The sequence below is a fragment of the Shewanella youngdeokensis genome, from assembly GCF_033180165.1.
GTDB lineage: Bacteria > Pseudomonadota > Gammaproteobacteria > Enterobacterales > Shewanellaceae > Shewanella > Shewanella youngdeokensis.
Window position 1 is genome coordinate 2,129,059 of sequence record NZ_CP136522.1, and the last position, 24,407, is coordinate 2,153,465.

The window sequence follows — 24,407 nt, forward strand, 5'->3', positions numbered from 1 at the left end:
AGTAATTTTACCTGTATACAACACGAGTCAATAAAAATATTGTTCAGAGCCTATATTGATAGTTTAACTGGTTTGAATAAGGCAATTGGCAATGGCTAAAAGATTATTTTTATTAATGATGCTATGTGTATCGTCGAATGCTATGGCGAACATTATTGTAGACAAAGCGGGCGTAGATGAAAAAGATTATATTTATGATCTACACCAATGTACCGAGCTTTCGACTCAAGTGCAGCAAAATCAATCAGGTGAAAGTGCATTAGGCACTGCGGCAAAAGGAGCTGCGATTGGCTCAGCGGGTAAAGCTATTGCTGGCGGTTCTGGAACCGATGGAGCAAAACAGGGGGCTGCTATAGGTCTTGGTTTGGGGATTTTGTCGAATGGTCGAGAGCGTCGTTTAAATGCGGAAAAGTTTGAAGCAGAAAAGCAGATGGTTAAGCGTAATTGTATGATTAATAGAGGTTATGTCGTTCTTAATTAATTTGTCATACCTGTAAAAATATAAGCTAAGCCACTTGTTTTAACGTTGAGTGACTTAGCATTATATGCCGTTTAGTTGATTACCTTTGTTGCGGTAATGATATTGTCAGCACATCGTCACTGCTATCAAATAGCAGTGACTGGATCTCCCCTCGGCCTTCAATATTGACTAAATTTACTTGCGATGGCCATAAATCTTGCAGTGAACCATTTGAAATAGACAGACCATTTAAGTTTTCTGGAATGCTCATTTCTTGGTAAATCCACAAGTATTTTCCATCAAGCTCAATGCCAACAAATGATAATGGTAGTTGCTCACCATTACTTTTTTGTATGCCAAATTGCTGCTGAACATACTCTGCAAAAGTATTTTGTGTTGCCTTGTTGCTGAGTATATCTGCGCTAGGATCAAACAGATCTTTAACGGCGTGTTCTGCATCATGCAAATAAAACTTATGCATAACCTCAATATTATTAACACGGTGATTAAAGCTAATTGTGGTTATTGCCGTTTTCTGCTGATGTGCACTGACGACAGTGTTCATCAGCAAGCTGATCACGATGGCCAATATGACTCTGATATACATAGAGTTAAGCAGCCTTACCAGCTTCAGACTCTAGGTCTTCGTCTGATTTCAGTTTAGTTTTAATATCTTGCATAATATCGCGCTTCAAATGGCTCTTGTCTTTTTCCTTCTTATACGCTTCGATTCTTGACTCAATGATCCGGCGTGGGAAGTTGTTATTGTTTAAATCAACATCAGCAGTTTGCCAGTGTGGGTCAATTTCTACCTGGGTTAGTGTCTTGTCCGAAACGATCAGTTTATTAACTGACTTCGCATTTCGACGCCAGATTTCAGCTGGAATGTTGAGCGATTCAACGGTGCCATCTTTATAGGTAAGCTGTAGTAAAATAGGCATAGGTAATCCGCCTAAGTTAGAAAACTCCAGTACATAGTAGTTTTTGTCTTCTTTTACTGCGCGCTCAATAACCTCTAGTTCCCATGGTTCTAGTTTTTTAAGCAACTTATTGTATTTGTTACGCTCTTTGTTGGTGACAGTGAATTTATCATTTTCTTCATAAAAATCTGTCACATCTTTATTTAGCTCAACCCAACTTTTCAAGCCTTCTTCTTTGTTTCGTATAATCGACATAGGCACAGGTTTGTCTTGTTCTATTTGTCTTTCACGAGCAAAATCGATATCGGGGTTTTTAGTGTTCATTCTTAATTTGTAGACTTTATCGATTGAGATATCGACATGATCGGTACTGTAAAACCAACCACGCCAGAACCAATCTAAATCTACCCCAGATGCTTCTTCCATCGTTCTGAAAAAGTCTGATGGAGTAGGGCGTTTATACTTCCAGCGAGTGGCGTATTCTTTAAAGGCAAAATCAAATAACTCACGACCTAAAACCACTTCACGTAAAATATTTAGTGCTACAGCGGGTTTGGTATAAGCATTTGGTCCTAGTTTTAACACACTATCTGACTGAGTCATTACAGGCACTTGGACTGTAGATTTCATGTACTCAACAATATCACTGGCTTCTCTTGCCCAAGGCGTTTCGGTTTCCCACTCTCTTTTGGCTAATGAATCTAAAAAGCTGTTTAGCCCTTCATCCATCCATGTCCACTGACGTTCGTCAGAGTTAACAATCATCGGAAAGTAAATATGGCCAATTTCATGGATCACTACGCCGATTAAAAAGCGTTTTTCAGACAATGTATATGTTCGAGTACCATCATCTTGTAGCTCTGTTCGAGGGCCGTTAAACGTGATCATAGGGTATTCCATACCACCAACAGGTCCGTTAATAGACTGCGCCGTTGGATATGGGTAATCAAATGAGTACTTTGAATACACCTGCATGGTATGAATGATGCTTTCGGTAGAGTATTTCTTCCACAAATCACCACCTTCTTTCGGGTAGAATGACATTGCCATTACCAAAGGTCGTTCAGAAGATGTTTGTTGGTAACCCTTTGCGTCCCACATAAATTTACGTGAAGACGACCAAGCAAAATCTCTGACATTTTCAGCTTCAAAATGCCATGTTTTGGTTTTGTTTGTTGCAGCTAATTCATTATCTAATGCTTCGGCTTCAGTAACAATGAACACTGGGCGTTTGCTGTTTTTAGCTTTTTCAAACCGTTGACGTTGAACTTTTGTCAGTACTGAATTGGCATTTTGTAGCTCGCCGGTTGCCGCTACAATATGGTCAGCAGGGACAGTAAGTTCAACATCGTAATCACCAAATTCGAGAGTGAATTCACCACTGCCTAAAAAGGCTTTATTGGTCCAAGCTTCATAATCGGTATAGGCATGTAAACGCGGAAACCATTGGGCTAATTGGAAAATATCATTTCCGCCTTCACGGTCATCCTTAGGGAAGTGCTCATAGCCAGAACGCCCACCGACGGCTTTTTGCTCCGTGATATTGAATGCATAATCCAGTGTGAATTCGGTGGTTTTACCCGGCTTTAATGGCTTTAACAGGTCAATACGCATGTTCGTGCCCACGATTGTGGCGCGTAATTTTTTGCCGTTGATACTGACATCACCGATTTCATAACCCACTTCATTGTCGGCTAAAAACTGTTGTGAACGTAGTGTGTTGAGTCCAATTTTAGTTGGCTTACCATTAACACTTTTTGCAAGTTCTGATGCGGTTGAAAAGGTCCGGGTGCGGCTTGCAATCGAATCGGCTTTATAATAATTCTGATCCAGTTGTAACCACAAATATTTAAGGGTATCGGGCGAATTATTGGTATAAGTGACAGTTTGGGTTGCTTCTAAACGGCGTTTATCTTCAATCAAGGTTGCTTTGATTTGGTAGTCAACTTGCTGCTGCCAATACTCGTGTCCAGGTTCTCCGGCTGCATTACGGTAGACGTTAGGCGTTGGTAAGTCTTCATCTAACTGACGAAAGACATCTTCATAGTCGCCTTTTGATTGTTTTATTGCTGAAGCTTGCACGGGAAGCACTAAGCTTGAACACATCGTTATTGTTACGATTGAGGTGGTTAATAGTCTATTCACTTAGTTACATCTCTTGTTTTGAGTAGTGATAGTACATCATCACTTGTTGTTATAATGTTTAGGAATATCTTTATACTGTTTTAACATAGTTAAGGATTATACAATGGACAACCGCCCTTACGTCAATGGGTTAAATACTTTGTAACGATTTAAAGCTGCTAATTTAAGCTCTAATTGTATAAAGGCTAAGCACATGGCTATTTACAATGGATATTGAGTGTTAACGGCTTGAGGGTTATGGCAGTAGTTGGTTTACATTGCTGTTTAGTGGGCAAATTTAGCAGTTCAGTATTGTAGCTATTTAGATTGGTTTTTCATGTTCGTTAGCATTTTATAAGCGGAATATCGTGCCAACATGAGGTGTACTGCGGCGTGAGCATTTCTCGGCGCATGCTCCATTTTTGCGAGATCCCTTGTGCGGCAATGAACAGTGAGTCCGTGCCGTATTGAGCATTGATTTTATCGAGTACGGTCATCATGGCTGGATTTTTAGTGTTCTCAAATAGATCCCCTTGTAGGTGTGCTGCAGAGGATAAGTTAATAAGGCCTATGCCGATTTTATAGTAGCGAATATCGGCCCTAAACCGAGTAAATGCGATTTGCGTCGCGGCCTCAATCAGTTCGCAGCTGTCATTGGTGGGCGAGGCAAAGTGATGGATATATTTAAATCCGCCGGGGCGTTCATCAAAAGGTGAGTTGGTGGCAAATATCATCATGCTTTTACACAGTGACCCCTGTGCTCTGGCTTTAGCGGCAGCTATGGCTGCATGCTTACTTAATGCTTGGCATAAGGAGCTTACCTCAACGATTCGATTACCGACGCTACGCGTTGAAAATATTTGCTTTTTATCTGCTCGTGCTTCGTCCCATCCTTTACACTCTTCGCCATTAAGTTCACGCACTGTACGCTCTAGTTCAATACTAAAATGCTTTTTGGCTAGGCCTGTTTTCATTTGTGAAAGTGCATAGGCATTAGTGATGTTCATATCGTTAAGCCGCTTTGATATACGCTTACCCACGCCCCAAACGTCGCTGGTTTGCATCGATTTTAGTATGTTGTTGCGCTGTGATACTGAATCAATAGCGCAAACACCGTTATAGCCGGCGATTTTTTTAGCTGCATGATTCGCCACTTTAGCGAGCGTTAGAGTGGCTCCGATCCCGACACAAACCGGCAGACGAGTTTCTTTCCATACTGCTCGCCTGATCTTTGTTGCATGTGTAGCTAAGCAAGGAATTGCCGGGTAACAATGTTTAAAAGATAGGAATGACTCGTCAATTGAGTAGATGTGTTGCTCGGGCGCAAAGCGACCAATAACCTCCATCATCGCTGATGAGAGAGAACCGTACAGTTCATAGTTGGACGAAAGCGCTATCACGCCTTTTTGCTCGCACAGTTTTTTTGCCTCAAAATAGGGGCCAAATTTTTGGATCCCTAACGCTTTAGCCTGTTTATTAGCCGCCACAATACAACCATCGTTGTTACTGAGTACCACAATCGGCCGGTTACGCCATTCAGGCCTGAAGACTTGCTCAGCGCTGCAATAGAAAGCATTGGCGTCAACAAGGGCGTACATGCTTAGGCTATCTCTAATATGGGGCTTTTTCGGTGACAACGTATCGAGCGAATAACGACCCCTTCGACGCTAAATGTGTCGTGCTCAAGAATGGGTGTACTCATGTGTGATTCATTGGCAGATAAGAGTTGTCGATTAATTTTATCAATAATTTTACACACAAATGCGCCGTTGTAATTAGCAACAATAACGTCATTATTTCTGACGCTTACATGCCTGTCTACGACTAAAATATCGCCATCAAAAATCCCCACACCTTGCATAGAATCGCCATGAGCTTGGCCTATGAAGGTGGCACTGGGGTGTTCAATCAATAACTCGTCAAGGCTTAATGGTAGTTGTTGATAATCGCTAGCGGGTGACTCAAAGCCGGTTATCCCGGCACTGGCATAAATAGAGATAACATTCATTTTTTACACTCAACTGTACATATATACAGTATTGTAGTGCTTGTAGGATTTTATTCAATACTCTTTGTTAAATAGCGTGATAACAACAGGGCATATTTAAACCTCAACCTAGCAAGTTGCTGATATTTGATGGTTTGCAATGATGACTCATATAGGCAAATGGGAGGGTTAAGCGTTCTATTTAGTAACAAGAGGCATGGTGATTTCACTTATACATGCTGGCCATTATTTCCGTGATCAAGCTTATAAACTCGAAGTAAAAATCGTACTGACGCCCTGTGATTAACGATGCTAAAGACTATCTCTGAACCTGTCATTCTATTTGCGACGAAACATATTCATATAATAGATCGAGGTAATGATGAAACTATCGCGTATAGCAATGACTTTGGTGTTGATGGGGTTAAGCAGTCAAGCAACTGCAAGTAGTGTGGATGGGTTATTAATGAAGCCGGCAAGAGGAACGCCGCTGGGGGTTGTGATCAATAACCCATATGAGAATGCTCCGCTTACGGCATTAGTGTCACTGCATGGGCACAATATTAATGATGTCACGGTAAAAGTACATGCCCGAAATAATGGTGTACCAATTGAGTATCCGGTTTCCGATACCAAGGTAATGGAAGATGGTGGGGTGCCGATTTTTGGTTTATATCCAGATCACTTAAATACCGTAACAATTGACTGGACCGAGGCTGGCGAGAAAAAAACTTTTGACTATAAAATTTTAACTCCCGATATCGATATGGGCTTTGGTCAAGGGATGTGGGCGAAAGCACCAATTACTGACGTACACTATGTGGCAGATGACTTTAAAGACCGCCTGTACTTTTTATCTTGGAACAGTAAAGACGCTAAAAATGCGCAAATAGCGCACAACAACAATACCGCTCCTGGTGCATTAGCATGGGATGCAACTCCAGGTTTTTTCATTATCGATACCGCCGGTGAAATTCGTTGGTATTTAAACCCTTATACGACTCATGATCCAGAATACTTAAATGGAGCGGGCTACCCAATGGGGATGAACGTAACCAAAGACGGTGACATGATTTGGGTTCAAGGCCAAGGCTGGAAACATATGTCGATTATGGGCAAAATGCTCGGTGACCGATTATTACCAGGTGATTTCCAAGATGGCTCTCATGAAGCAATTGAAGCGGCCAATGGTAATTACTTTATCCGAGCTGCGCGTAAAAATTACCGAAATGATAAAGGGTTATTAGTAAACTCAGTTCGTGACCATATCATTGAGCTAGATAAAAATGGCAAATTGGTTGATTTCTGGGACTTAAACCAAATCCTTGATAATCAGCGTGATGCAGCATTATTATCACTAGATTCTGGTGCTGTTTGTTTAAATGTCGATTTAGACAAAGCAGGCCACAAAGTGAGCGCTGAAGATCTAGCGGATGCCCCTTACGGTGATATCCCCGGAGTTGGTGCCGGTCGCAACTGGGCACACGTTAATTCGGTTGATTATGACGCTAAAGATGACTCTATCGTGCTCAGTTCGCGTCACCAGTCTGCAGTGATAAAAATAGGGCGCGACAAAAAAGTAAAATGGATTTTATCTGCATCTGAAGGTTGGAGCGAAAAATACCAAGACAAACTGCTGACCCCCGTTGACGCTAAAGGTAACAAGCTCAATTGTAGTAGCAAGGGTGAATGTAAAGATACAAACTTTGACTTTACTTGGACCCAGCATACCGCTTATGTCGTACCGCAAAAAGGAACCATAACGGTATTTGATAACGGCGATGGTCGTTACCTAGAACAACCAGCCATACCGATGGCTAAGTATTCTCGTTCAGTAGAATACAAAGTGAACGATAAAGACATGACCGTACAGCAAGTATGGGAGTATGGTAAAGAAGAACTCGGTTATGAGGGCTATAGCCCAATTACATCAATCGTTAAATATCAAGAAGATAAAGACTCTATGATGAGTTATTACGCCTCTTCAGGGTTGTTTGGTGCAGGCGGTGGATTAGGTAACGTTAAGTGGGATGACACGACGGGTAAAACGAAATCGATTTTAGTTGAGCATCGTTATGGTGAGACTAAACCTGCTGTGCGAATTGATGTTGACTCAAACCAAATCTTTAAAACCGGTTACCGAGCACAAGTCATTAAAATCGCTGACATGATGAAATAATAGTGCCATGTCGTTAACCCTAAAAAGCCACTCACAGTCTGTTGAGTGGCTTTTGATTTTCTACTACTGCACTTCATCAGCAGCGATCATATTTGAAAAATCTGCATCGGCTTGCTTGGTGATCACCAATGTCACTTCGGCCATCGTGAGCCCAAATTTAATAATGTCGCTGCGATTAATCATGGTGTTTTCATCGACGAGAAACATCCAATCATCAAATCTAACTTGATATTGTGTATCACCAACAGGCAGTACCATGTCATATTGCCACTGTAATGCCATACCCACAGCACGCCCGGTAGCTACATCTAAAATATCATTAGCCCGACCAGAATAGTTGCCGCCCCCAAGGTTAACGATGTTCCATACTCGGGTCTGCTTTTCACCATCATCATAGATAAACCATTCTGATATTTTGCCGTTATTTCCTTCCCAGCTAGCAAACATTTTAACGGTAAAGCGTCTGACGACTTGGCCACTAAAGTCTTGCACCATACCGTGTGCGGTCAGCGAGCCATTAAAAAACTGCTTTAAGTCCAGGTGAGGGCTACTGCCTTGGTAATCTTCAATATCATGACTAGTACAGGCATTAAGCAGCAATGCTGTAGATACAATCAACCCTACTTTAAACAACCTTTTCAGTGGCATAGAAATGGTTTTGATTGTATTCAGCAGTCGCATTTAATTTCTCCTAATAACTGTTCTCTAAGCTGTGGACGACTGGTTTTGTCTGACAGCCAAATCGCTAAAAAATCGTGACTAAAGCCAGCAGGCATCGATTGAGACAGAGGGGTTCCGTTGAAATAAAACTGACTATTTTGCTCACTATTAACTTTAAGACTAAGGGTGTCGCCTTCTGCCACATCTGGCCAGAGCGAGCTGATTTTGGCATGCCAATTTTGTTGGCGCTCATCATCTAGTCCTAAATGTTGCCATTGATCTAAGGTCGCCTCGACTAAACGCTCGCTTGGGATCGCTTGGTAATATTTAATTTCTAAAATTAATGGATAAGTGTTAAGTGAGGGGGTGGATTGATAATCACCATTCGGGCTAAGAAGTCTGGCACGATATAGCGTCAACCACCACCATTGCATTTCAGTGCGGCCCACTTCAGTAAGCGATTCTAAGAGGCTGGGAAAAGTGTTCACCGCCGCTGCATCTACATTGTTGAGCGGTTTATCGGACGGTTGTATATCAAGCTGCGCGCTTTGCGCCGCGTTGGCAGAGCCCAGTAACACAGAAATGAGCAAGAGAGTGTAGTTGACCCATGAGTAACTCATATATTGACCTTTTATGCTGATTTGCCAGTAGCCACTGCGGCTGTATGCCTAGTGTATTCGCCTACTGGCGGTAACGAACATAGGAAATATTACGAACCAGATGGCAAAGAGGATCATGACTGAGGTGAAATACGCCAGCGGCAAGTGCACAACATTAAAACGTGCTCCTGCTAAATAACTCAAGCAGCCGAACACGCCCCCAATGATAGCGTTGGTATACCATGGCAGCTTCTGGGTAAATCCCATACTATAGCGAAGGCTAATGGCAAAGTGACACCAAAGCAGTAATAACCAGTAGGGAGGCTCACTAAATACAAACACCCCAACATATATAAGTAGAGGATCAATAACGGCACCGACAGCAGTAACGGTAAACATTAGGGCTAAATCAGACTGCCTTCGGCTTGAGAGCATAAAGTGGATCAGCAATAGAGCAAAGCTCAGGCTGATAAAGCGATTTTGGTACAAAATAGACATCCACCACACCGACTGGAACATCACCAAATTGACGATAGTCAAATGTTGCGCGGCGAGTTTATATATTTGGGTTAACAAGAGCACAGCCTTCTACTGATTGAGACGGTATAGTGGCCTCACCGCTACTAACTGAACCGCGCTAGTGGTGCGTTCTAGAAAGCCACCTTCACAATAACTTAAGTAGAACTTCCACATACGTATGAAATCATCACCATAGCCAAGCTGCTTAATTTGTGGCTGAGCGGCGTCAAAATTATCCTGCCAGTCTTTAACTGTTTTCGCGTAATCCAAACCCATATCATCCACCGACCAAGTGACAAAATCGGTATGCTGGGTTAGCGCATTGGTCACACGGGTAATAGAGGGTAAACAGCCTCCAGGAAAAATGTAACGCTGGATAAAATCCACACTTTTGCGGTAGCTGTTATAGCGCTGGTCGGCAATCGTTATTGCTTGTATGAGCAAACGACCGTTAGGCTTTAACAGACTTGCTAGCTTTTTCAAAAACACAGGTAAAAACTCATGCCCGACCGCTTCAATCATCTCAATTGACACGACACGGTCGTACTCACCGGTTAATAAACGGTAGTCGTCCTTCAATAATGTTACCCGGTCGTTTAGCCCTTCAGCAGACACTCGCGCGATCGCATAGTCAAACTGAGCGTCAGAGATGGTCGTGGTAGTAACCTTAACCCCATAGTGCTTGGCGGCGTAAATCGCCAACGCCCCCCAACCGGTACCAACCTCAAGCAGTGTTTGGCCCGCGGTTAAGTCTAGCCGCTCACAAATCGTTTTGAGCTTATGCTGCTGCGCCTCCTCAAGTGACGCTGCGGTATGGGGATATAAGGCACTTGAATACAGCATCTCTTTATCAAGAAATGTCTGGTACATATCGTTACCTAAATCATAATGGGCTAAAATATTTTGCTTGGAGCCTGCTTGAGTATTGCGGTTGAACAGATGACCTATGCGACTAAAAGCATGTGTCAGCCATGAGAACTTTTTTTCTAACTTATCTAATAATGGCAAGTTTCTAGCAAAAATCTGTATCACCTTGGTTAGATCTGGGCTACTCCAATGCTGTTGAATATAAGCTTCACCTGCACCAATAGAGCCCGACAACATGATTTGACGGTAGAAACGCGGATGTTCAACCACCAGCGTGGCATGCAGATCAGAGTCTTTGTTACCAAACTCGTAACTGTTATCGCCATCAATCAAACTTAAATGACCATCGGCTAAATTTGGCAAGGCGGTAAGTAACATTTTTCTGGCTAAGTTATCGGGTGATCCTGCACGTGCTAGGCTTTTCTTGGTGGCAATATTGTCCATTATAATTTCTCCACTGATTTCCCCGGATGCCCAATAAAAGGCACACGCTTGATGAATAGCTTCAACGCTTGCCAATATATCCCTTGCACAATTTTAAGTGTCATTAGCGGGTATTGCAGAAGCATTTTCCGTAAATTAATATGACTCATCTCTCGTCGAGATAAACATAAATTGGCGTCAAACAGCTTTTGTGGATTGCGACTTTCAATCCCGATTTTGACCGATGATGATGGCGGGGTGATCCGCCATATATACTGCATGTTTAGATCCATAAAAGGCGACACATGAAACGCTTTATCTGTTGGTTTTGGGTCATTAAGGTCGACGAGATAATAATGACGCTGGTTCCAAGGGGTATTACTGACTTCCGCTAGCATGTATTGAACAGCTGTGCCTTGGTAACAAAAGAAGCAATTAATCGGGCTAAAGTAAATGCCAAAGTGACGCACTTGTCCAACAAATACCACTCTATTGCACTCCGTCTTCCCCCCTAACTTAGCCACTTCATTGAGCACTCTGCCTTTTAGGTTACTGGGCATTACAGGTGAACCTGAATTATTATCTGTTGGGTCTAACCCGCTGAGGTAATCTGCTTGCTTAAAAGAGAGTGGGGCAACCCCCGAGGTGCTAAATAACCAGCTTAATTGCTCAACCAAGTAGAGTTCGTCAAGATCAAGCACCAACATGGCCATTTGATAGTCAAAACTATGTTGATGCGGATGGTAACGTCGATGCTTTACATCACCTTGGTATACGCCACTATTGAGCAAGACTGTCATAAACTAAGTCCAAAGGCGTTGCACACATCAAAAGCACTGTGTACACCATCTTCATGAAAGCCGTTATACCAATATGCACCGGCAAAATGGGTTTTGTTAACCCCTGATATTAATGACTTTTGCGATTGAGCTAACAATGTCTGCTCGTTAAATACCGGGTGCGCATAATTGAAAGTGCGCACTATTTTATTGCTATCAATCAGCTCTGATTGATTTAACGTGACGCAAAAAGTTGGCGCATTACTGGGTAAATTCTGCAAAATATTCATGTTATAGGTGACAGACGCTTTCTTTTTAGTATCACCGTCTAAACGGTAGTTCCAACTTGCCCAAGCGGCCTTGCTTTTAGGTAATATTGACTCATCACAATGTAAAACGACCTCATTGTCTCTGTAAGCCAATTGACCCAATACTTGTTGTTCATCGTCAGTGGCGTCACTGAGCATGGCTAAAGCTTGATCGCTATGGCAAGCGAGCACCACTTCATCAAACGCTACCCATTGATCATGAATCTTAAGCTCGACGCCTTGATCATGACGTACAACAGCGCTCACAGGGCTGTTGAGATGAATATTGGATTGAAACGGAGCGATAAGTTCAGGAATATAACGGCGAGACCCCCCTTCGATGACGTACCATTGCGGTCTGTCCGTAATATTGAGTAAACCGTGGTTGTGAAAAAACTGAATAAAAAAACGTAATGAGAAGGCTTTCATATCGTCGATGCTCGACGACCAAATGGCTGCGCCCATCGGCAATATATAATGCAAGCTAAAGAATTCACTAAAGCGCTCTTGTGTGAGTAAATCACCTAACGTTTGATAGCGGTAATGGTTGTCGACAAAAGCTTGCTTACACATTTTGTTAAAGCGTAATATTTCTCGAATAAATAACCAAAAGCGAGGGCTAAAGATATTGCGCTTTTGGGCAAAAAGACTCGAGAGGGTATTACCGTTATATTCAAGTTGAGTGACCGAGTTATGAACACTAAAGCTCATTTCCGTCGGAAGGGATTTGACCTTGAGTTTGGCAAGTAGTTGTTCAAACCTTGGATAGGTACGGTCATTGAATACGATAAAACCACTATCAATAGCATAATGCTTACCGTCCTTTTCTACATCAATAGTGGCGGTGTGCCCACCGAGGTAGTCATTCGCTTCATAAACGGTAATATCATGCTTTTGTGATAAAATATGTCCGCAAGTTAGCCCCGATATGCCTGAGCCAACAATGGCGATTCTTTTACGTTTTTGACTGGTTGTGGCAGGATCCATTAGCGTATATTCCTTGTCGTTACCGATAAAACTGAACGAGGTAAACTCGTGATATGTCAGACTGATATAGATTGTTGATTTACTTAGCCGAACGACTCCTTGTGTTGATTAAAATTGGATATGGAAAACGTAACGCCGATTGCCAATGTAATCATTAATGAATAACTTCAAACCGATAATGTGGCTTGTACCTATTGCAGTACTGGTAAAGATTAATGAAGCTATAAAAAATAAAATCAATGTTCACTTGAGTATGGCAGCAACGGGGGGATTACGCCGTATAACTGGCTGAAAAAAACTTGAAAAAACAACCGAGGCGTTATTAATGAGTGAGGCTAAACAGGCTTAGCTCAATGCAAAGCGATAGCCGGAATGGCAGCGACCTACCAACATTGTAAGCACAGATTGTCACACAGTACCGTTTAAATCAGACGCAAGCTCGGCTTAATCAACACGCCACGTAAACGCTGTTAGCGAACAATTGCATAGCGCCTCAACTCAGTGGCATGTAATAAAACTGTGTTGCAGTTATCAACCCGTCAATCAAACGTTAGATAAAATACCGCTAATTAGCTTACGAGTAGTATTGATATGTCATTGACTGATACACAGAAATTAATTTTAGATAAAGCCTTAAAACTAATTGAAAAACAAGGTCTTGCTTCATTTAAATTTTCAGAACTAGCACTGTTAGCTAATTGTTCTAAAACAACTTTGTATGAATCTTTTAAAAATAAAGAAGATATACTTTGCTGGGTATTCAAATTAAACCTGGAAAAAATTGAGCGGTTTCATAGTGAACTGCTTAATATGACACACTTGTCGCATAGGGAAAGGTTGTTGTGCCGCTATATGTTTGAAGTGATTCGAGCATGGTGCTGTGAAGATCCAGCGTTAGGGGTCAATTTTATAACCGCCAACCGTTATATTTGGCAACACGCATCGGCTGACACCATTGGTTATATCTCGAAATCTTTCGAACGGTTTAGATTGAATAAACAAGCAATGTGGCAAACAGCGTTAGATTCTGGTGAGTTACAAGCTGAGCAGGATGAAATTCGAGATTGCCACAAAACATTAGTCATATTACAGCGCGGAGCCGTTGCCGTCGCTAATAATCAAATATTACGTCACAATGGCCATCATAATGATTGCCAACACATAGCAGCTGAGATGGATCAAATATTGAACCGTTTAGACTGGAATGAAACTCAATCAAACTGCAACATTGATCGCTGTTTACAGTTTATTAATGAATACCTACATATTGACGGTACACTTAACGGTGTTGTGGATCTTGATCCACTACGCTGTGAAGATCTTGAGTTATCGACCAAAGCAAATATCTAAGCGGCTGACCATTTCTGTTCACATTTGCTAATAGCGGCGGGTTGAGTTAACCGATGAAGGCCGCCAGCTTGTTGATGCCACTCGGGTTGGTTTGCAACAAATACAGCAAGCAGAAGCCGATCTGGTTTCTCGAGGTCAGTTACCCAAAGGGCGATTACGCGTAGATGCTGCCAGTCCATTTGTATTCCTCCAACTAGTACCATTAATTAAGGGCTTTCAAAGCCAATATCTGGACATTAAGCTAAGCCTGTCCTCAAATGAGGGCTTTGTTGATTTGTTAGCTAAAAAACGGATTTAGCTATTCGTATTGGTTCATTGCCGGACTCCAGTTTAAATGCACGCCCGTTGGGCTGAAGTGAATTATTTATTGTTGCATCACCGCAGTATCTATCTCGTCGTGGCGTTGTGCAGCAAACTCATGAGTTAGCAAACCACAACATTGTCGGGTTCTCAGGCGCTAAAGTGTTAAATGACTGGCCATTAAAAGGCGGCTACACTGTAAAACCCACATTAAGTTCTAGTAATGGCGAAACAGTTCGGCAGTTAACATTAGCAGGGAATGGCATTGCCTGTTTATCGGGCTTTATGGTTAAAAATAACATAGAAAACGGTAGCTTAGTAACGTTACTGCAAACAGAAAAAATCAATAAATCGGAGCGGGAGCTCATTAACGCGGTATATTATAAATCTTCGTCTGTTGCTAAACGTATTTCGGCATTTATCGACTATATTCAACCTAAGCTAGTGCTGTAATTAAAGATAGTGTGGCGGTTTAATAAATAGCATCTTAAATTGTTAAAATTGATTCTTATACTTAAAAAAAGTAAAACTTGTTTATTGCTGCATGTATTACCAGCAACCTTAATCTTGAATGTGTTCCATTAAACTGCGTAATAATAGAATACGCTACTTAACTATATCGTTTTAGGGTTTGACACCGCCATAATCATTTTATTACGCAGCCACTTATTTGCCGGTTCTTTATCCACATTAGCGTGCCAATATAAATGCACATCAATACCAGGTAACTCAACAGGCATAGGGTAAATGGTAATATCGAGCATTGCGCTATACATTTCGGCGGCGGTTTTTGGCAAGGTCAGTAGCATATCATTGGTTAATATTACCCTGCAGGCAGACAAGGCATTTTGGCAACGTAATGAGATTTTACGATGCAGCCCAATACGAGATAGTTCAAAATCTTCAATTCCCGGCCCAGTCGATCGCGAAGACACTAATACATGTTCTAAATCTAAATAAGACGCTAAATCTAAACCTTGATTAATTAGAGGGTGGTCTTTGCGAGCGAGTACCACCAGCTGATCCAGTTCTAAGCGGGTATGTAAGATATTACTGCTAACTGGGATTAACGCATCGATGGCTAAATCAATATCGCCACTAGCCAATTTATTTTCAAGTTCACTGCGCCTGACCCGCTTATTACTACTGAGGTTTATCGCGGGGGACTCAATAGATAAGGTTTGTTGCAAAGTAGGCAAGTAGTAGGGCTCTAGAGAACCATGTAAAGATAAAGAAAAGCTTTTGCGAGATGTAAGCGGTTCAAACTGACGAGACTGCACTAAACATACTTGCAGTTGGTGTAGTGCCTCACGCACATCCGCTATCACATTTTTTGCTACTGGAGTCGGCCGCATCTCATTTCCTTGGCGGATAAATAACGCGTCGTCAAAATATAATCGTAACTTACCTAATGAGTGACTTACTGCCGGTTGCGATAAATTGAGCACTGAGGCTGCTTTGGTTATATTCCCTTCGCAATAGATGGCATCAAAGACAACAAATAAGTTTAAATCAATTTTCATACCTACTCCAAAGCACTCAATCGTCCGTATATGAGTGCTACACCAGATCCATTTTAATTAAAACACTATAGAAAATATAAATAGTAGGGTATTAGAACTATTCATTTGTTTAATTTAGAGCCTAGAATTAACATAGTCAAGTACATTTGGTTAACATTCGCAGCGTGCTAGATAATATGAATAAAGGGATCAATGTGGCGATATATCTATTTAATTCATTATGCCAAACCAATTCAAGCCTTCACTTGCTGACTTTAGCATTGGTATCGCACAGCTTTAATAAGGTAGAACAATAATATGGCCGCAATATATTTAATACGTCATGGACAAGCTTCCTTTGGCAGTGCTGAATACGACCAACTATCAGACAAAGGGAGCCTGCAAGCGCAACGATTGGGTGAATATTGGCGGTCTAGAGCCGTCCCTAGCAAGTTCTATTGCGGTGATTTGCTACGACATGGGCAAACGTTAGCCAGCTTTAAAACCGGATATAACGCTAACGAAACTCCAACTGTTATCCACTCAGGGTTCAATGAATTCGACCATGTCGATATTCTTCAAAACTACAATTCAGACTGGCAAAACTTTGCCAAAATGAGCGCTGCAATAACCAATCAAAGCGATGCCAATAAAACGTTTCAAAAAGAATTTTCACAGGCATTAAATCGTTGGTTATCAAGCAGTAATGACTCTGACTATAAAGAAACTTGGACTCAGTTTAAAGAACGCTGCATTCGTGCATTACACAATATTATTGAACAAGAGTTAGCACTAAAGCGCCAGTTTAACGGAAATACAAAAGCCCAAAAACAAGCAAAAGATATTTTGGTATTTACCTCTGGTGGCACGATTTCGGTCATCGTACAGCACATCTTAAAATTGAGTGATCAGCAAGCAATAGACATCAACCAACAAACCCGAAATACCAGTGTCACAAAGCTGCTTTTCTCAGAAAACAAATTAAGCATTGATTACTTAAATAACTACAGTCATTTAGAACAAGCTGGTGATGGCTGGGTCACATTTAGATAGTCACCAATGAAGATATAACAACCAACAATATATTACTAACGCAGGATGCATTATGAATAATAGCAATCTATTTGATTTGTCAGGAAAAATCGCATTGGTAACCGGTGCTAGCCGTGGTATTGGTGAGGGGATCGCTAAGCTACTTGCACAACATGGTGCTCACGTCATTGTATCAAGTCGCAAAATTGAGGGTTGCCAAGCTGTCGTAGACGACATACTGACCAATGGCGGCAGTGCAGAGGCTATTGCTTGCCATATAGGAGAAATGGAACAAATTGAATCAATCTTTGCCAAGATTGAACAGCAACATGGCAAGTTAGACATTTTGGTCAACAATGCCGCCGCCAACCCTTACTTTGGTCATATTTTAGAAACCGATCTTAGAGCATTTGAAAAAACGGTAGATGTAAATATTCGTGGCTACTTTTTTATGTCAACGCTGGGTGCCAAATTAATGAAACACAATAATGGCGGCTCAATTGTCAATGTTTCCTCTATTAATGGTGTGACTCCTGGTGATTTCCAAGGGATCTATTCAATAACCAAAGCCGCTGTTATTTCTATGACAAAAGCGTTTGCCAAAGAGTGCGCTCAATTCAATATTCGTGTTAACGCATTATTACCTGGTGCCACAGATACTAAATTTGCATCTACATTGGTAAACAACCCCAAAATTTTAGAGCTGGCAATGGCACACGTACCAATGAAACGGGTTGCACAACCTGATGAAATGGCCGGAACAGTGCTGTATTTGGTCTCTGATGCAGCAAGTTACACCACTGGTACATCTATCAATGTTGATGGTGGTTACCTCATCGGTTAGGTAAATAGGTAACGGTTAAAGTTGCCGCAGATAGTTGCGCAAGCATTGTTGTTCCACAAACAAATTGAGATTAAGCCATGAGCACTAATATAGAAAAATTATTTAAACCGTTTGCCGTTAAGTCATTATCTCTAAAAAACAAAACGGTAATGGCACCAATGACACGTGCGTTTTCGCCAAATTATGTTCCATCAAAAGAGGTGGCTGCATATTACCGTCGCCGCGCTGAAGGTAATGTTGGATTAATCATTACTGAAGGTACTTTTATCTCACATAAAGGTGCAAACGGTTACGAAAATGTTCCTGCGATATACGGTGCAGAAGCACTAGCGGGTTGGAAACATGTGGTTGAAGAAGTACACGCTGCTGGTGGTCAAATTGCGCCGCAGTTATGGCATGTTGGCTCGGTTCGTAAAGTGGGTATTGGACCCAACAAAGACGTGCCTGCTTATAGCCCTTCAGGGTTATTCAAGCCTGGTGCAGAAAATGGTGTCGCCATGACCCAAGATGACATTAATGAGGTGGTTGAATCATTTGCCCAAGCAGCACTCGATGCCAAGAATATCGGTTTCGATGCTATTGAAGTGCACGGCGCACACGGATACCTGGTTGACCAATTCTTTTGGGAAGGAACAAACCAGCGCGATGATAAATACGGTGGTTCTCTTGAAAAACGCACTCGTTTTGGCGTTGAAATTGTAGAAGCAATTAGAGCGAAAGTCGGTGCAGACTTCACTATTATCTTTAGATTTTCTCAGTGGAAACAACAAGATTACACAGCCAAGCTTTGTCAAACTCCTGCCGAACTCGCCACCTTTTTAGGCTTACTCAGTGATGCGGGTGTCGACGTGTTCCATGCCAGTACGCGACGTTTTTGGGTTAGTGAATTTGAAGGTTCAGACTTAAACCTTGCTGGTTGGACTAAAAAGCTGACTAACAAACCCGTGATCACCGTGGGTAACGTGGGCTTAGACGCTGACTTTATCGGCGAGGGCAATAAAGATTTATCCGGTACTTCAAACCCGACAGGGATTGATGAGTTACTTGAGCGTTTAGGTAATGATGAGTTCGATCTCGTCGCCATTGGACGTGCGTTATTAGTTGATCCTGATTGGGTTAATAAAATCGGTGTTAATGCACTTGAACAGATAAAACCTTTTACTAAAAAATCATTAATGTCGTTAAGTTAATTAGCCCAATGATAAGGATATAACCATGAATTTTGAGTATAGCGACAAAGTACAAAAGCTAATGAAGCAAGTGTCTGACTTTATGGATGCTCATATTTATCCTGTTGAGCAAGAGATGCATGATCTGGTTGCCAAAGAGCAATGGTCTACTCCTGCGTTAATGGAAGAGCTCAAAGCTAAGGCCAAGGCTGCGGGATTATGGAACTTGTTTCTACCGGTTGCCTACGGGAAGTACAGCGCAGGTTTAACAAATTTAGAATATGCGCCGCTAGCCGAAATCATGGGTAAAGTTATGTGGGCGCCAGAGGTGTTTAACTGTGCAGCCCCCGATACTGGCAATATGGAAGTATTGGCAAAATACGGTAACGAAGCGCAAAAGAAGCAATGGTTAGAGCCATTACTGGAAGGCAAAATTCGCTCAGCATTTGCAATGACAGAACCTGAGGTAGCCTCTAGCGACGCCACCAACATTGAGCTACGCATTGAGCGCGATGGCAGCGAATATGTCATTAACGGCCGTAAGTTTTACATCAGTGGTGCGTGCCGCAAACAATGCGAAGTCATGATTGTTATGGGTAAAACAGATCCCGGCAACACCAACCGCTATGTGCAGCAATCACAAGTGTTAGTCCCTATGAAAACTCCAGGTGTTACGGTTGTTCGACCAATGCAGGTCTTTGGCTATAACGACGCACCAGAAGGACATGCAGAAGTGACTTTTGACAACGTTCGCGTTCCCATTGATAACATCATCGTTGCCGAAGGCAAAGGTTTTGAAATTGCTCAAGGTCGTCTTGGCCCTGGTCGTATTCATCACTGTATGCGCTCAATTGGTGTCGCCCAGCGCGCTTTAGACCTAATGTGCAAACGCGTCAACGAGCGCATTGTATTTGGTCGTCCAATGATAAAACAACAATCAGTGCGTGAGGATATCGCCATATCGGCTTGCCAAATCGAACAGGCCCGTTTGATGACGTTAAAAGCGGCACAAAAAATGGATATGGAAGGCAATAAAGCTGCTAAAGACCTAATTGCAATGATAAAAATCGTGGCTCCGAACATGTCGCTTGATGTCATTGACCGTGCCATTCAATGTCACGGCGCTGTTGGCGTTAGCCAAGATACATTTTTGGCACATGCGTGGGCTGGACAAAGAACCTTGCGTCTAGCTGACGGACCTGACCAAGTGCATATGATGCAACTTGGGCGTGATTTAGTAAAACAAAAAGCAGATTAAGTTCTGTTTGCAATTATGCCGTCAGGGCGGTGAGCCAACAAGCTAACCGTTTAGTCAATTATCACTATGAGTACCAGCCAATGTCAAAAGACTTACCCATTGATGTTTATGCTTTAGCTGATTATCTAGAGCAACATATTAAAGGTTTTATAGGGCCAATGACCTTAGAAAAATTTATTGGTGGTCAGTCTAACCCAACATATAAAGTCGTAGCTCAGTCGGGCACATACGTATTACGCAGACAACCACAAGGCAAACTTTTAAAGTCAGCCCATGCAGTTGACCGTGAATATAGAGTCTTAGAAGCATTAAAAGGTAGCGATGTGCCCGTTGCCAAGGTTTATCACCTCTGTGAAGACACTAGCATTATCGGCTCTATGTTTTACATCATGGAGTTTTGTGATGGCGACATCTATTGGAATGCCGCGCTAACAGAAGTCAGTAGCAATGAGAAACGTAGCGCCATTTACGATTCAATGAACAAAGCGTTAGTTGCACTGCATAGTGTGGATATTGAGGCGGTGGGGCTAAAAGATTATGGTCAAGCCGGAAACTATTTCGAGCGGCAACTTGGCCGCTGGGTTGCGCAATATCAGGCATCTGAAACACAACATATTGCAGCAATGGACGAGCTGAGCTTCTGGTTGCAAGCAAACTTACCTGACGATGATGGCCGAGTATGTTTGGTGCATGGAGATTACCGGTTAGACAACATGATCTTTAGCAAAGAGCAATCACAGATAGTGGCAGTTTTAGATTGGGAGCTGTCAACCCTAGGGCATCCATTTGCTGATCTAGCTTACCAGTGTATGGGGTTAAGAATGCCACAAGGCTTAGGCAGCATTGACGGCTTAAAAGGAATAGACCGCCGTAGTTTAGGGATCCCAACAGAAAAAGAGTACGTAGCAAAATACTGCCAACGTATGCATATCGATACGATAGAGCATTGGACTTTTTACCTAACTTTTAGCTTCTTTAGATTGGCGGCCATTGTACAAGGGGTAGCAAAAAGAGCTGCACAAGGTAATGCCTCTAATGCTAATGCCAAAGATCTTGGCGCCTTTGTTGAGCCTTTGGCTCAAATGGCGCTCGACATTATTGCGACTGAACACCATTAACAGCAAACATAAAGCGTTCGAACATAAAAGTTAAATCAATTTACCCATTTTATTTACAGGAGTTTTTACATGGATCCCTTATTAGATTTTACCGGCAAAGTTGCTGTTATTACGGGCGCGGCACAAGGTTTTGGCCAATTATTAGCACAAGAGCTGGCTAAGCGCGGTGCAAAATTGGTGATCAGTGATATTAATGAAGCTGGAGTGCTCAATGTTGCAGACCAAATCGCATCAACTGGCGCTGAAGTGATCGCGATGAAATGTGATGTCTCTAAAAATGAGCAATGTAAAGCCATGGTAGATGTGGCAGTCGAGTCCTTTGGTCGGGTCGATATTGGAGTTAATAATGCCGGTTTAGCCCATGAGTTTATGCCTTTACACAATATTGAAGAATCAGTTATGGACAGTCAGTTTGCCGTCAATGTTAAGGGTGTGCAGTTTGGTATGCGTCATCAAATCGAGCAAATGCTACAGCAAGGAGAAGGCGCTATTTTGAATGTTAGCTCCATGGCTGGTATTGGTGGTGCGCCGCGAGGTAGTGCCTATTCCATGGCTAAACATGCGGTTATCGGACTGACTAAAACGGGGGCTGTGGAGTACGGTCGCCATAATATTCGTATCAACGCCATCTGCCCATTTTTTACGTTAACAGCAATGGTGACCAATTTTGCCGATGAAGAAAAACAAGGAAAAATGGGCTTAAGTGCACCAATGAAACGTCTTGGTGAACCCAAAGAAATAGTGGCGATGATGCTAATGATGCTGTCACCGTTAAACACCTATATGACAGGGCAATGCATAGCCATTGATGGCGGCGTTTCAGCAGCTTAACACGGCTGATAGGCATTTAATTTAAAAAGAAAAGAGAACCGTATGGCTGCAGCAATGATAAATGAGCGTGACCTTGATTTCATGCTTTATGAACTATTTAAAAGCGAGCAGTTGCTCAAACGAGCACGCTATCAAGATCATGACCGTATGACATTTAACGAGGTCATTAGTACGGCGAAAGTCATAGCAGAAAAACATTTTTTGCCTATCCGTCAAAAGTTAGATACCGACCAACCAACATTTGATGGGGAGAAAGTACATTTAATTCCAGAACTTAAACCAGCTATAGACGCAGTTAACGGATCTGGAATTGGCGCTGCAACTGCTGACTACGAATTAGGTGGCATGCAATTACCACCGATTATCGCCAGTGCCGCAGGTACTTACCTGTCGATTGCTGGTGGCGTAGGTATGGGCTACAACATGCTTACAACAGCTAATGCCAACTTGTTAGAAGCCCATGGCACAAAAGAGCTCATTGATAAATGGGTTAAGCCAATGCGAGAAGGGCGGTTTATGGGTACCATGGCCATGACCGAACCTGGCAGCGGTTCTGGGTTAGGAGATCTAAACACCAAAGCAATAAAGCAGGCTGATGGTACTTATCGTATATCGGGAAATAAAATTTTCATCTCTGGTGGTGATCATGACTTAAGTGACAATATTGTTCATTTAGTGCTTGCCCGTCTTCAAGGTGCGCCTAAAGGGGTGAAAGGTATTTCACTGTTTGTAGTGCCTAAATTTCTGGTTAATGATGATGGCTCCATTGGCGCTGACAACGAAGTGGCGCTAGCTGGCTTATTCCACAAAATGGGCGGTCGTGCGCAAACATCAACTGCATTGAGTTTTGGTGAAAAAGAGGGCTCTATTGGCTATTTAGTCGGCGCTGAAAATCAAGGCCTTAAATATATGTTTCATATGATGAATGAAGCTCGAATCATGGTCGGTACTAGCGGCGCAGTATTGGCATTAGCCGGCTACCATTACTCACTCGACTACGCTAAAAATCGTCCACAAGGTCGTTTACCTTCTTGTAAAGATCCACTGTCACCGATGGTTAATATTATTGAACATGCAGATGTTCGCCGGATGTTATTAGCGCAAAAAGCCTATGCAGAAGGCGCAATGGCATTAGTGTTTTACGGTACGCAATTAAGTGATGATGAAAAAACGGCTCCCACAGCTGAGCAGCGCGAATATGCGCACACATTACTCGATTTTTTAACCCCTATTATCAAAACTTGGCCATCGGAATATGGCCCTAAAGCCAACTCTTATGCGATTCAAGTGATGGGAGGTCATGGTTATATAAATGAACATCCTGTTGAGATGTTCTATCGTGATAATCGACTCAACCCCATTCATGAAGGCACCACCGGGATCCAGTCATTAGACTTAATGACACGAAAAGTACCCATGAATAACATGAAAGGCTATTTAGCCACACTCAGTGAAATGGAAAAAACCATTGAGTTAGCTAATCAAATGGCCAACCTGCAAGGGTTTGCCACCGAACTTACAACTGCCGTAAACACCTTAAAGCGTACAACTAAAGCGGTGTTAACATTAATGTCGACCACCAATATCGATTTAGCATTGGCAAACTCAGTAAAGTATTTAGAAATGTTTGGTCATATCATTATTGCTTGGCTATGGCTCAAACAAGCAATGGCAGCAACAGAGGGACTTGCAAGGCAGCCTCACACTGATGATGTCAATTTTTACAAAGGTAAGCTGCAGGCTTTGCAGTATTTTTACCGGTCTGAATTACCTAAAATAGCATTGTGGGAGCAAACATTGACCAGTGCTGATAGCACCAGTTATGACATGCAAGTAGACTGGTTTTAGGGGGATTGTGTTATGACCTGTAATAGTTGATGCATTTCTAGTGCTAGGTTGTAATTGCCCTAACTGTAAGGCGTTGAACCATAAGTTACTTATGTTTAACTGGATTAGCTAAAACTAAACGCGAGATTGTCAGCTATTTATTGATATATACCAAAATAAAACACTATCGAGTCATCGGTAGTGTTTTTTTATTGGCAGTAAAGTAGCTCTTTCAACGTAACCTTAATACCTACTCAAACGGCCATTGCCGTGACCAAATTTAAAACTTTTCCTAGCAGGTAAGCCTCTATTAACTATTCACTCAGTTAATAGCGAGGTATTAAAACTATTCATTTGTTTAATT

General features: G+C 42.2%; 23 protein-coding genes. 11 read left to right on the plus strand and 12 right to left on the minus strand.

All coding sequences use genetic code 11. The features are described 5' to 3' along the window. Positions 1-91: 91 nt before the first annotated feature. On the plus strand, positions 92-481 hold the full coding sequence (locus RGE70_RS09120) for a glycine zipper family protein (RefSeq protein ID WP_310471148.1): 390 nt from the start codon (positions 92-94) through the stop codon (positions 479-481). 79 nt (positions 482-560) lie between these two features. On the opposite strand, the gene RGE70_RS09125 is transcribed toward RGE70_RS09120, so the two are convergent. From RGE70_RS09125 to RGE70_RS09140, 4 genes are all read right to left on the minus strand, one after another. After that, positions 561-1,067 (minus strand): DUF6702 family protein, encoded by a 507-nt coding sequence (locus tag RGE70_RS09125; RefSeq protein WP_310471149.1) that lies wholly within the window; start codon positions 1,065-1,067, stop codon positions 561-563. 4 nt (positions 1,068-1,071) lie between these two features. Next, entirely contained in the window at positions 1,072-3,486 is a 2,415-nt protein-coding gene (locus RGE70_RS09130) for a M1 family metallopeptidase (RefSeq protein WP_310472955.1), read from the minus strand. A gap of 362 nt (positions 3,487-3,848) precedes the next feature. Continuing rightward, a complete protein-coding gene (locus RGE70_RS09135; RefSeq protein WP_310471150.1) occupies positions 3,849-5,102 on the minus strand; it encodes a Y-family DNA polymerase in 1,254 nt (417 codons plus the stop codon). A 2-nt stretch (positions 5,103-5,104) separates the two neighbouring features. Further along, positions 5,105-5,512, minus strand: a complete 408-nt coding sequence (locus RGE70_RS09140; protein WP_310471151.1) for a LexA family protein — start codon at positions 5,510-5,512, stop codon at positions 5,105-5,107. Between the two features lie 358 nt (positions 5,513-5,870). Here RGE70_RS09140 and RGE70_RS09145 point away from each other — a divergent pair, with 358 nt between their 5' ends. Beyond that, a complete protein-coding gene (locus tag RGE70_RS09145) occupies positions 5,871-7,670 on the plus strand; it encodes an aryl-sulfate sulfotransferase (protein WP_310471152.1) in 1,800 nt (599 codons plus the stop codon). Positions 7,671-7,733: 63 nt separating this feature from the next. On the opposite strand, the gene RGE70_RS09150 is transcribed toward RGE70_RS09145, so the two are convergent. Genes RGE70_RS09150 through RGE70_RS09175 form a run of 6 tightly spaced genes read right to left on the minus strand, consistent with a single transcriptional unit; the run spans position 7,734 to position 12,812 of the window. Continuing rightward, positions 7,734-8,333, minus strand: coding sequence for a DUF3833 domain-containing protein (locus tag RGE70_RS09150; protein WP_375087943.1), 600 nt, complete (start codon positions 8,331-8,333; stop codon positions 7,734-7,736). Between the two features lie 5 nt (positions 8,334-8,338). Further along, positions 8,339-8,950: a chalcone isomerase family protein gene (locus tag RGE70_RS09155; RefSeq protein ID WP_310471154.1), complete on the minus strand. Its 612-nt coding sequence runs from the start codon at positions 8,948-8,950 to the stop codon at positions 8,339-8,341. A 48-nt stretch (positions 8,951-8,998) separates the two neighbouring features. Beyond that, entirely contained in the window at positions 8,999-9,505 is a 507-nt protein-coding gene (locus RGE70_RS09160; RefSeq protein WP_310471155.1) for a DUF2878 domain-containing protein, read from the minus strand. A 12-nt stretch (positions 9,506-9,517) separates the two neighbouring features. Beyond that, positions 9,518-10,759, minus strand: a complete 1,242-nt coding sequence (locus RGE70_RS09165) for a class I SAM-dependent methyltransferase (RefSeq protein WP_310471156.1) — start codon at positions 10,757-10,759, stop codon at positions 9,518-9,520. Next, on the minus strand, positions 10,759-11,538 hold the full coding sequence (locus RGE70_RS09170; RefSeq protein ID WP_310471157.1) for a DUF1365 domain-containing protein: 780 nt from the start codon (positions 11,536-11,538) through the stop codon (positions 10,759-10,761). The genes RGE70_RS09165 and RGE70_RS09170 overlap by 1 nt, the downstream gene beginning before the upstream one ends. Further along, complete coding sequence (locus RGE70_RS09175; protein WP_310471158.1) at positions 11,535-12,812, minus strand: NAD(P)/FAD-dependent oxidoreductase; 1,278 nt, start codon at positions 12,810-12,812, stop codon at positions 11,535-11,537. The genes RGE70_RS09170 and RGE70_RS09175 overlap by 4 nt, the downstream gene beginning before the upstream one ends. Positions 12,813-13,403: 591 nt before the next feature. On the opposite strand from RGE70_RS09175, the gene RGE70_RS09180 reads away from it, so the two are divergent. Then, positions 13,404-14,162, plus strand: coding sequence for a TetR/AcrR family transcriptional regulator (locus tag RGE70_RS09180; RefSeq protein WP_310471159.1), 759 nt, complete (start codon positions 13,404-13,406; stop codon positions 14,160-14,162). On the opposite strand, the gene RGE70_RS18590 is transcribed toward RGE70_RS09180, so the two are convergent. Beyond that, entirely contained in the window at positions 14,159-14,341 is a 183-nt protein-coding gene (locus tag RGE70_RS18590) for a hypothetical protein (RefSeq protein WP_445655071.1), read from the minus strand. The two genes, RGE70_RS09180 and RGE70_RS18590, sit on opposite strands and share 4 nt — an antisense overlap. A gap of 226 nt (positions 14,342-14,567) precedes the next feature. Between RGE70_RS18590 and RGE70_RS18595 the strand changes: the two genes are divergently transcribed. Next, complete coding sequence (locus RGE70_RS18595) at positions 14,568-14,915, plus strand: LysR substrate-binding domain-containing protein (RefSeq protein WP_445655072.1); 348 nt, start codon at positions 14,568-14,570, stop codon at positions 14,913-14,915. A 161-nt stretch (positions 14,916-15,076) separates the two neighbouring features. Here RGE70_RS18595 and RGE70_RS09190 read toward each other — a convergent pair whose 3' ends face one another. Then, on the minus strand, positions 15,077-15,985 hold the full coding sequence (locus RGE70_RS09190; protein ID WP_310471160.1) for a LysR family transcriptional regulator: 909 nt from the start codon (positions 15,983-15,985) through the stop codon (positions 15,077-15,079). A 297-nt stretch (positions 15,986-16,282) separates the two neighbouring features. On the opposite strand from RGE70_RS09190, the gene RGE70_RS09195 reads away from it, so the two are divergent. The 7 genes from RGE70_RS09195 to RGE70_RS09225 all read left to right on the plus strand — a co-directional run bounded on the left by RGE70_RS09195 (position 16,283) and on the right by RGE70_RS09225 (position 24,064). Beyond that, positions 16,283-17,017 (plus strand): histidine phosphatase family protein, encoded by a 735-nt coding sequence (locus tag RGE70_RS09195; protein WP_310471161.1) that lies wholly within the window; start codon positions 16,283-16,285, stop codon positions 17,015-17,017. 52 nt (positions 17,018-17,069) lie between these two features. Continuing rightward, the gene (locus RGE70_RS09200) at positions 17,070-17,840 is read left to right on the plus strand and encodes an SDR family oxidoreductase (protein ID WP_310471162.1); all 771 of its coding nucleotides are present in this window, start codon (positions 17,070-17,072) and stop codon (positions 17,838-17,840) included. Positions 17,841-17,917: 77 nt separating this feature from the next. After that, on the plus strand, positions 17,918-19,030 hold the full coding sequence (locus RGE70_RS09205; protein WP_310471163.1) for an NADH:flavin oxidoreductase: 1,113 nt from the start codon (positions 17,918-17,920) through the stop codon (positions 19,028-19,030). Between the two features lie 25 nt (positions 19,031-19,055). Further along, positions 19,056-20,267, plus strand: a complete 1,212-nt coding sequence (locus RGE70_RS09210; RefSeq protein ID WP_310471164.1) for an acyl-CoA dehydrogenase family protein — start codon at positions 19,056-19,058, stop codon at positions 20,265-20,267. Positions 20,268-20,347: 80 nt separating this feature from the next. Further along, on the plus strand, positions 20,348-21,385 hold the full coding sequence (locus RGE70_RS09215; protein WP_310471165.1) for a phosphotransferase family protein: 1,038 nt from the start codon (positions 20,348-20,350) through the stop codon (positions 21,383-21,385). 69 nt (positions 21,386-21,454) lie between these two features. Further along, on the plus strand, positions 21,455-22,216 hold the full coding sequence (locus RGE70_RS09220; RefSeq protein ID WP_310471166.1) for an SDR family NAD(P)-dependent oxidoreductase: 762 nt from the start codon (positions 21,455-21,457) through the stop codon (positions 22,214-22,216). Positions 22,217-22,258: 42 nt separating this feature from the next. Continuing rightward, positions 22,259-24,064 carry an acyl-CoA dehydrogenase gene (locus tag RGE70_RS09225; RefSeq protein ID WP_310471167.1) on the plus strand — a complete coding sequence of 602 codons (1,806 nt, stop codon included), beginning with the start codon at positions 22,259-22,261 and terminating at the stop codon, positions 24,062-24,064. The last annotated feature ends 343 nt before the right edge of the window (positions 24,065-24,407 follow it).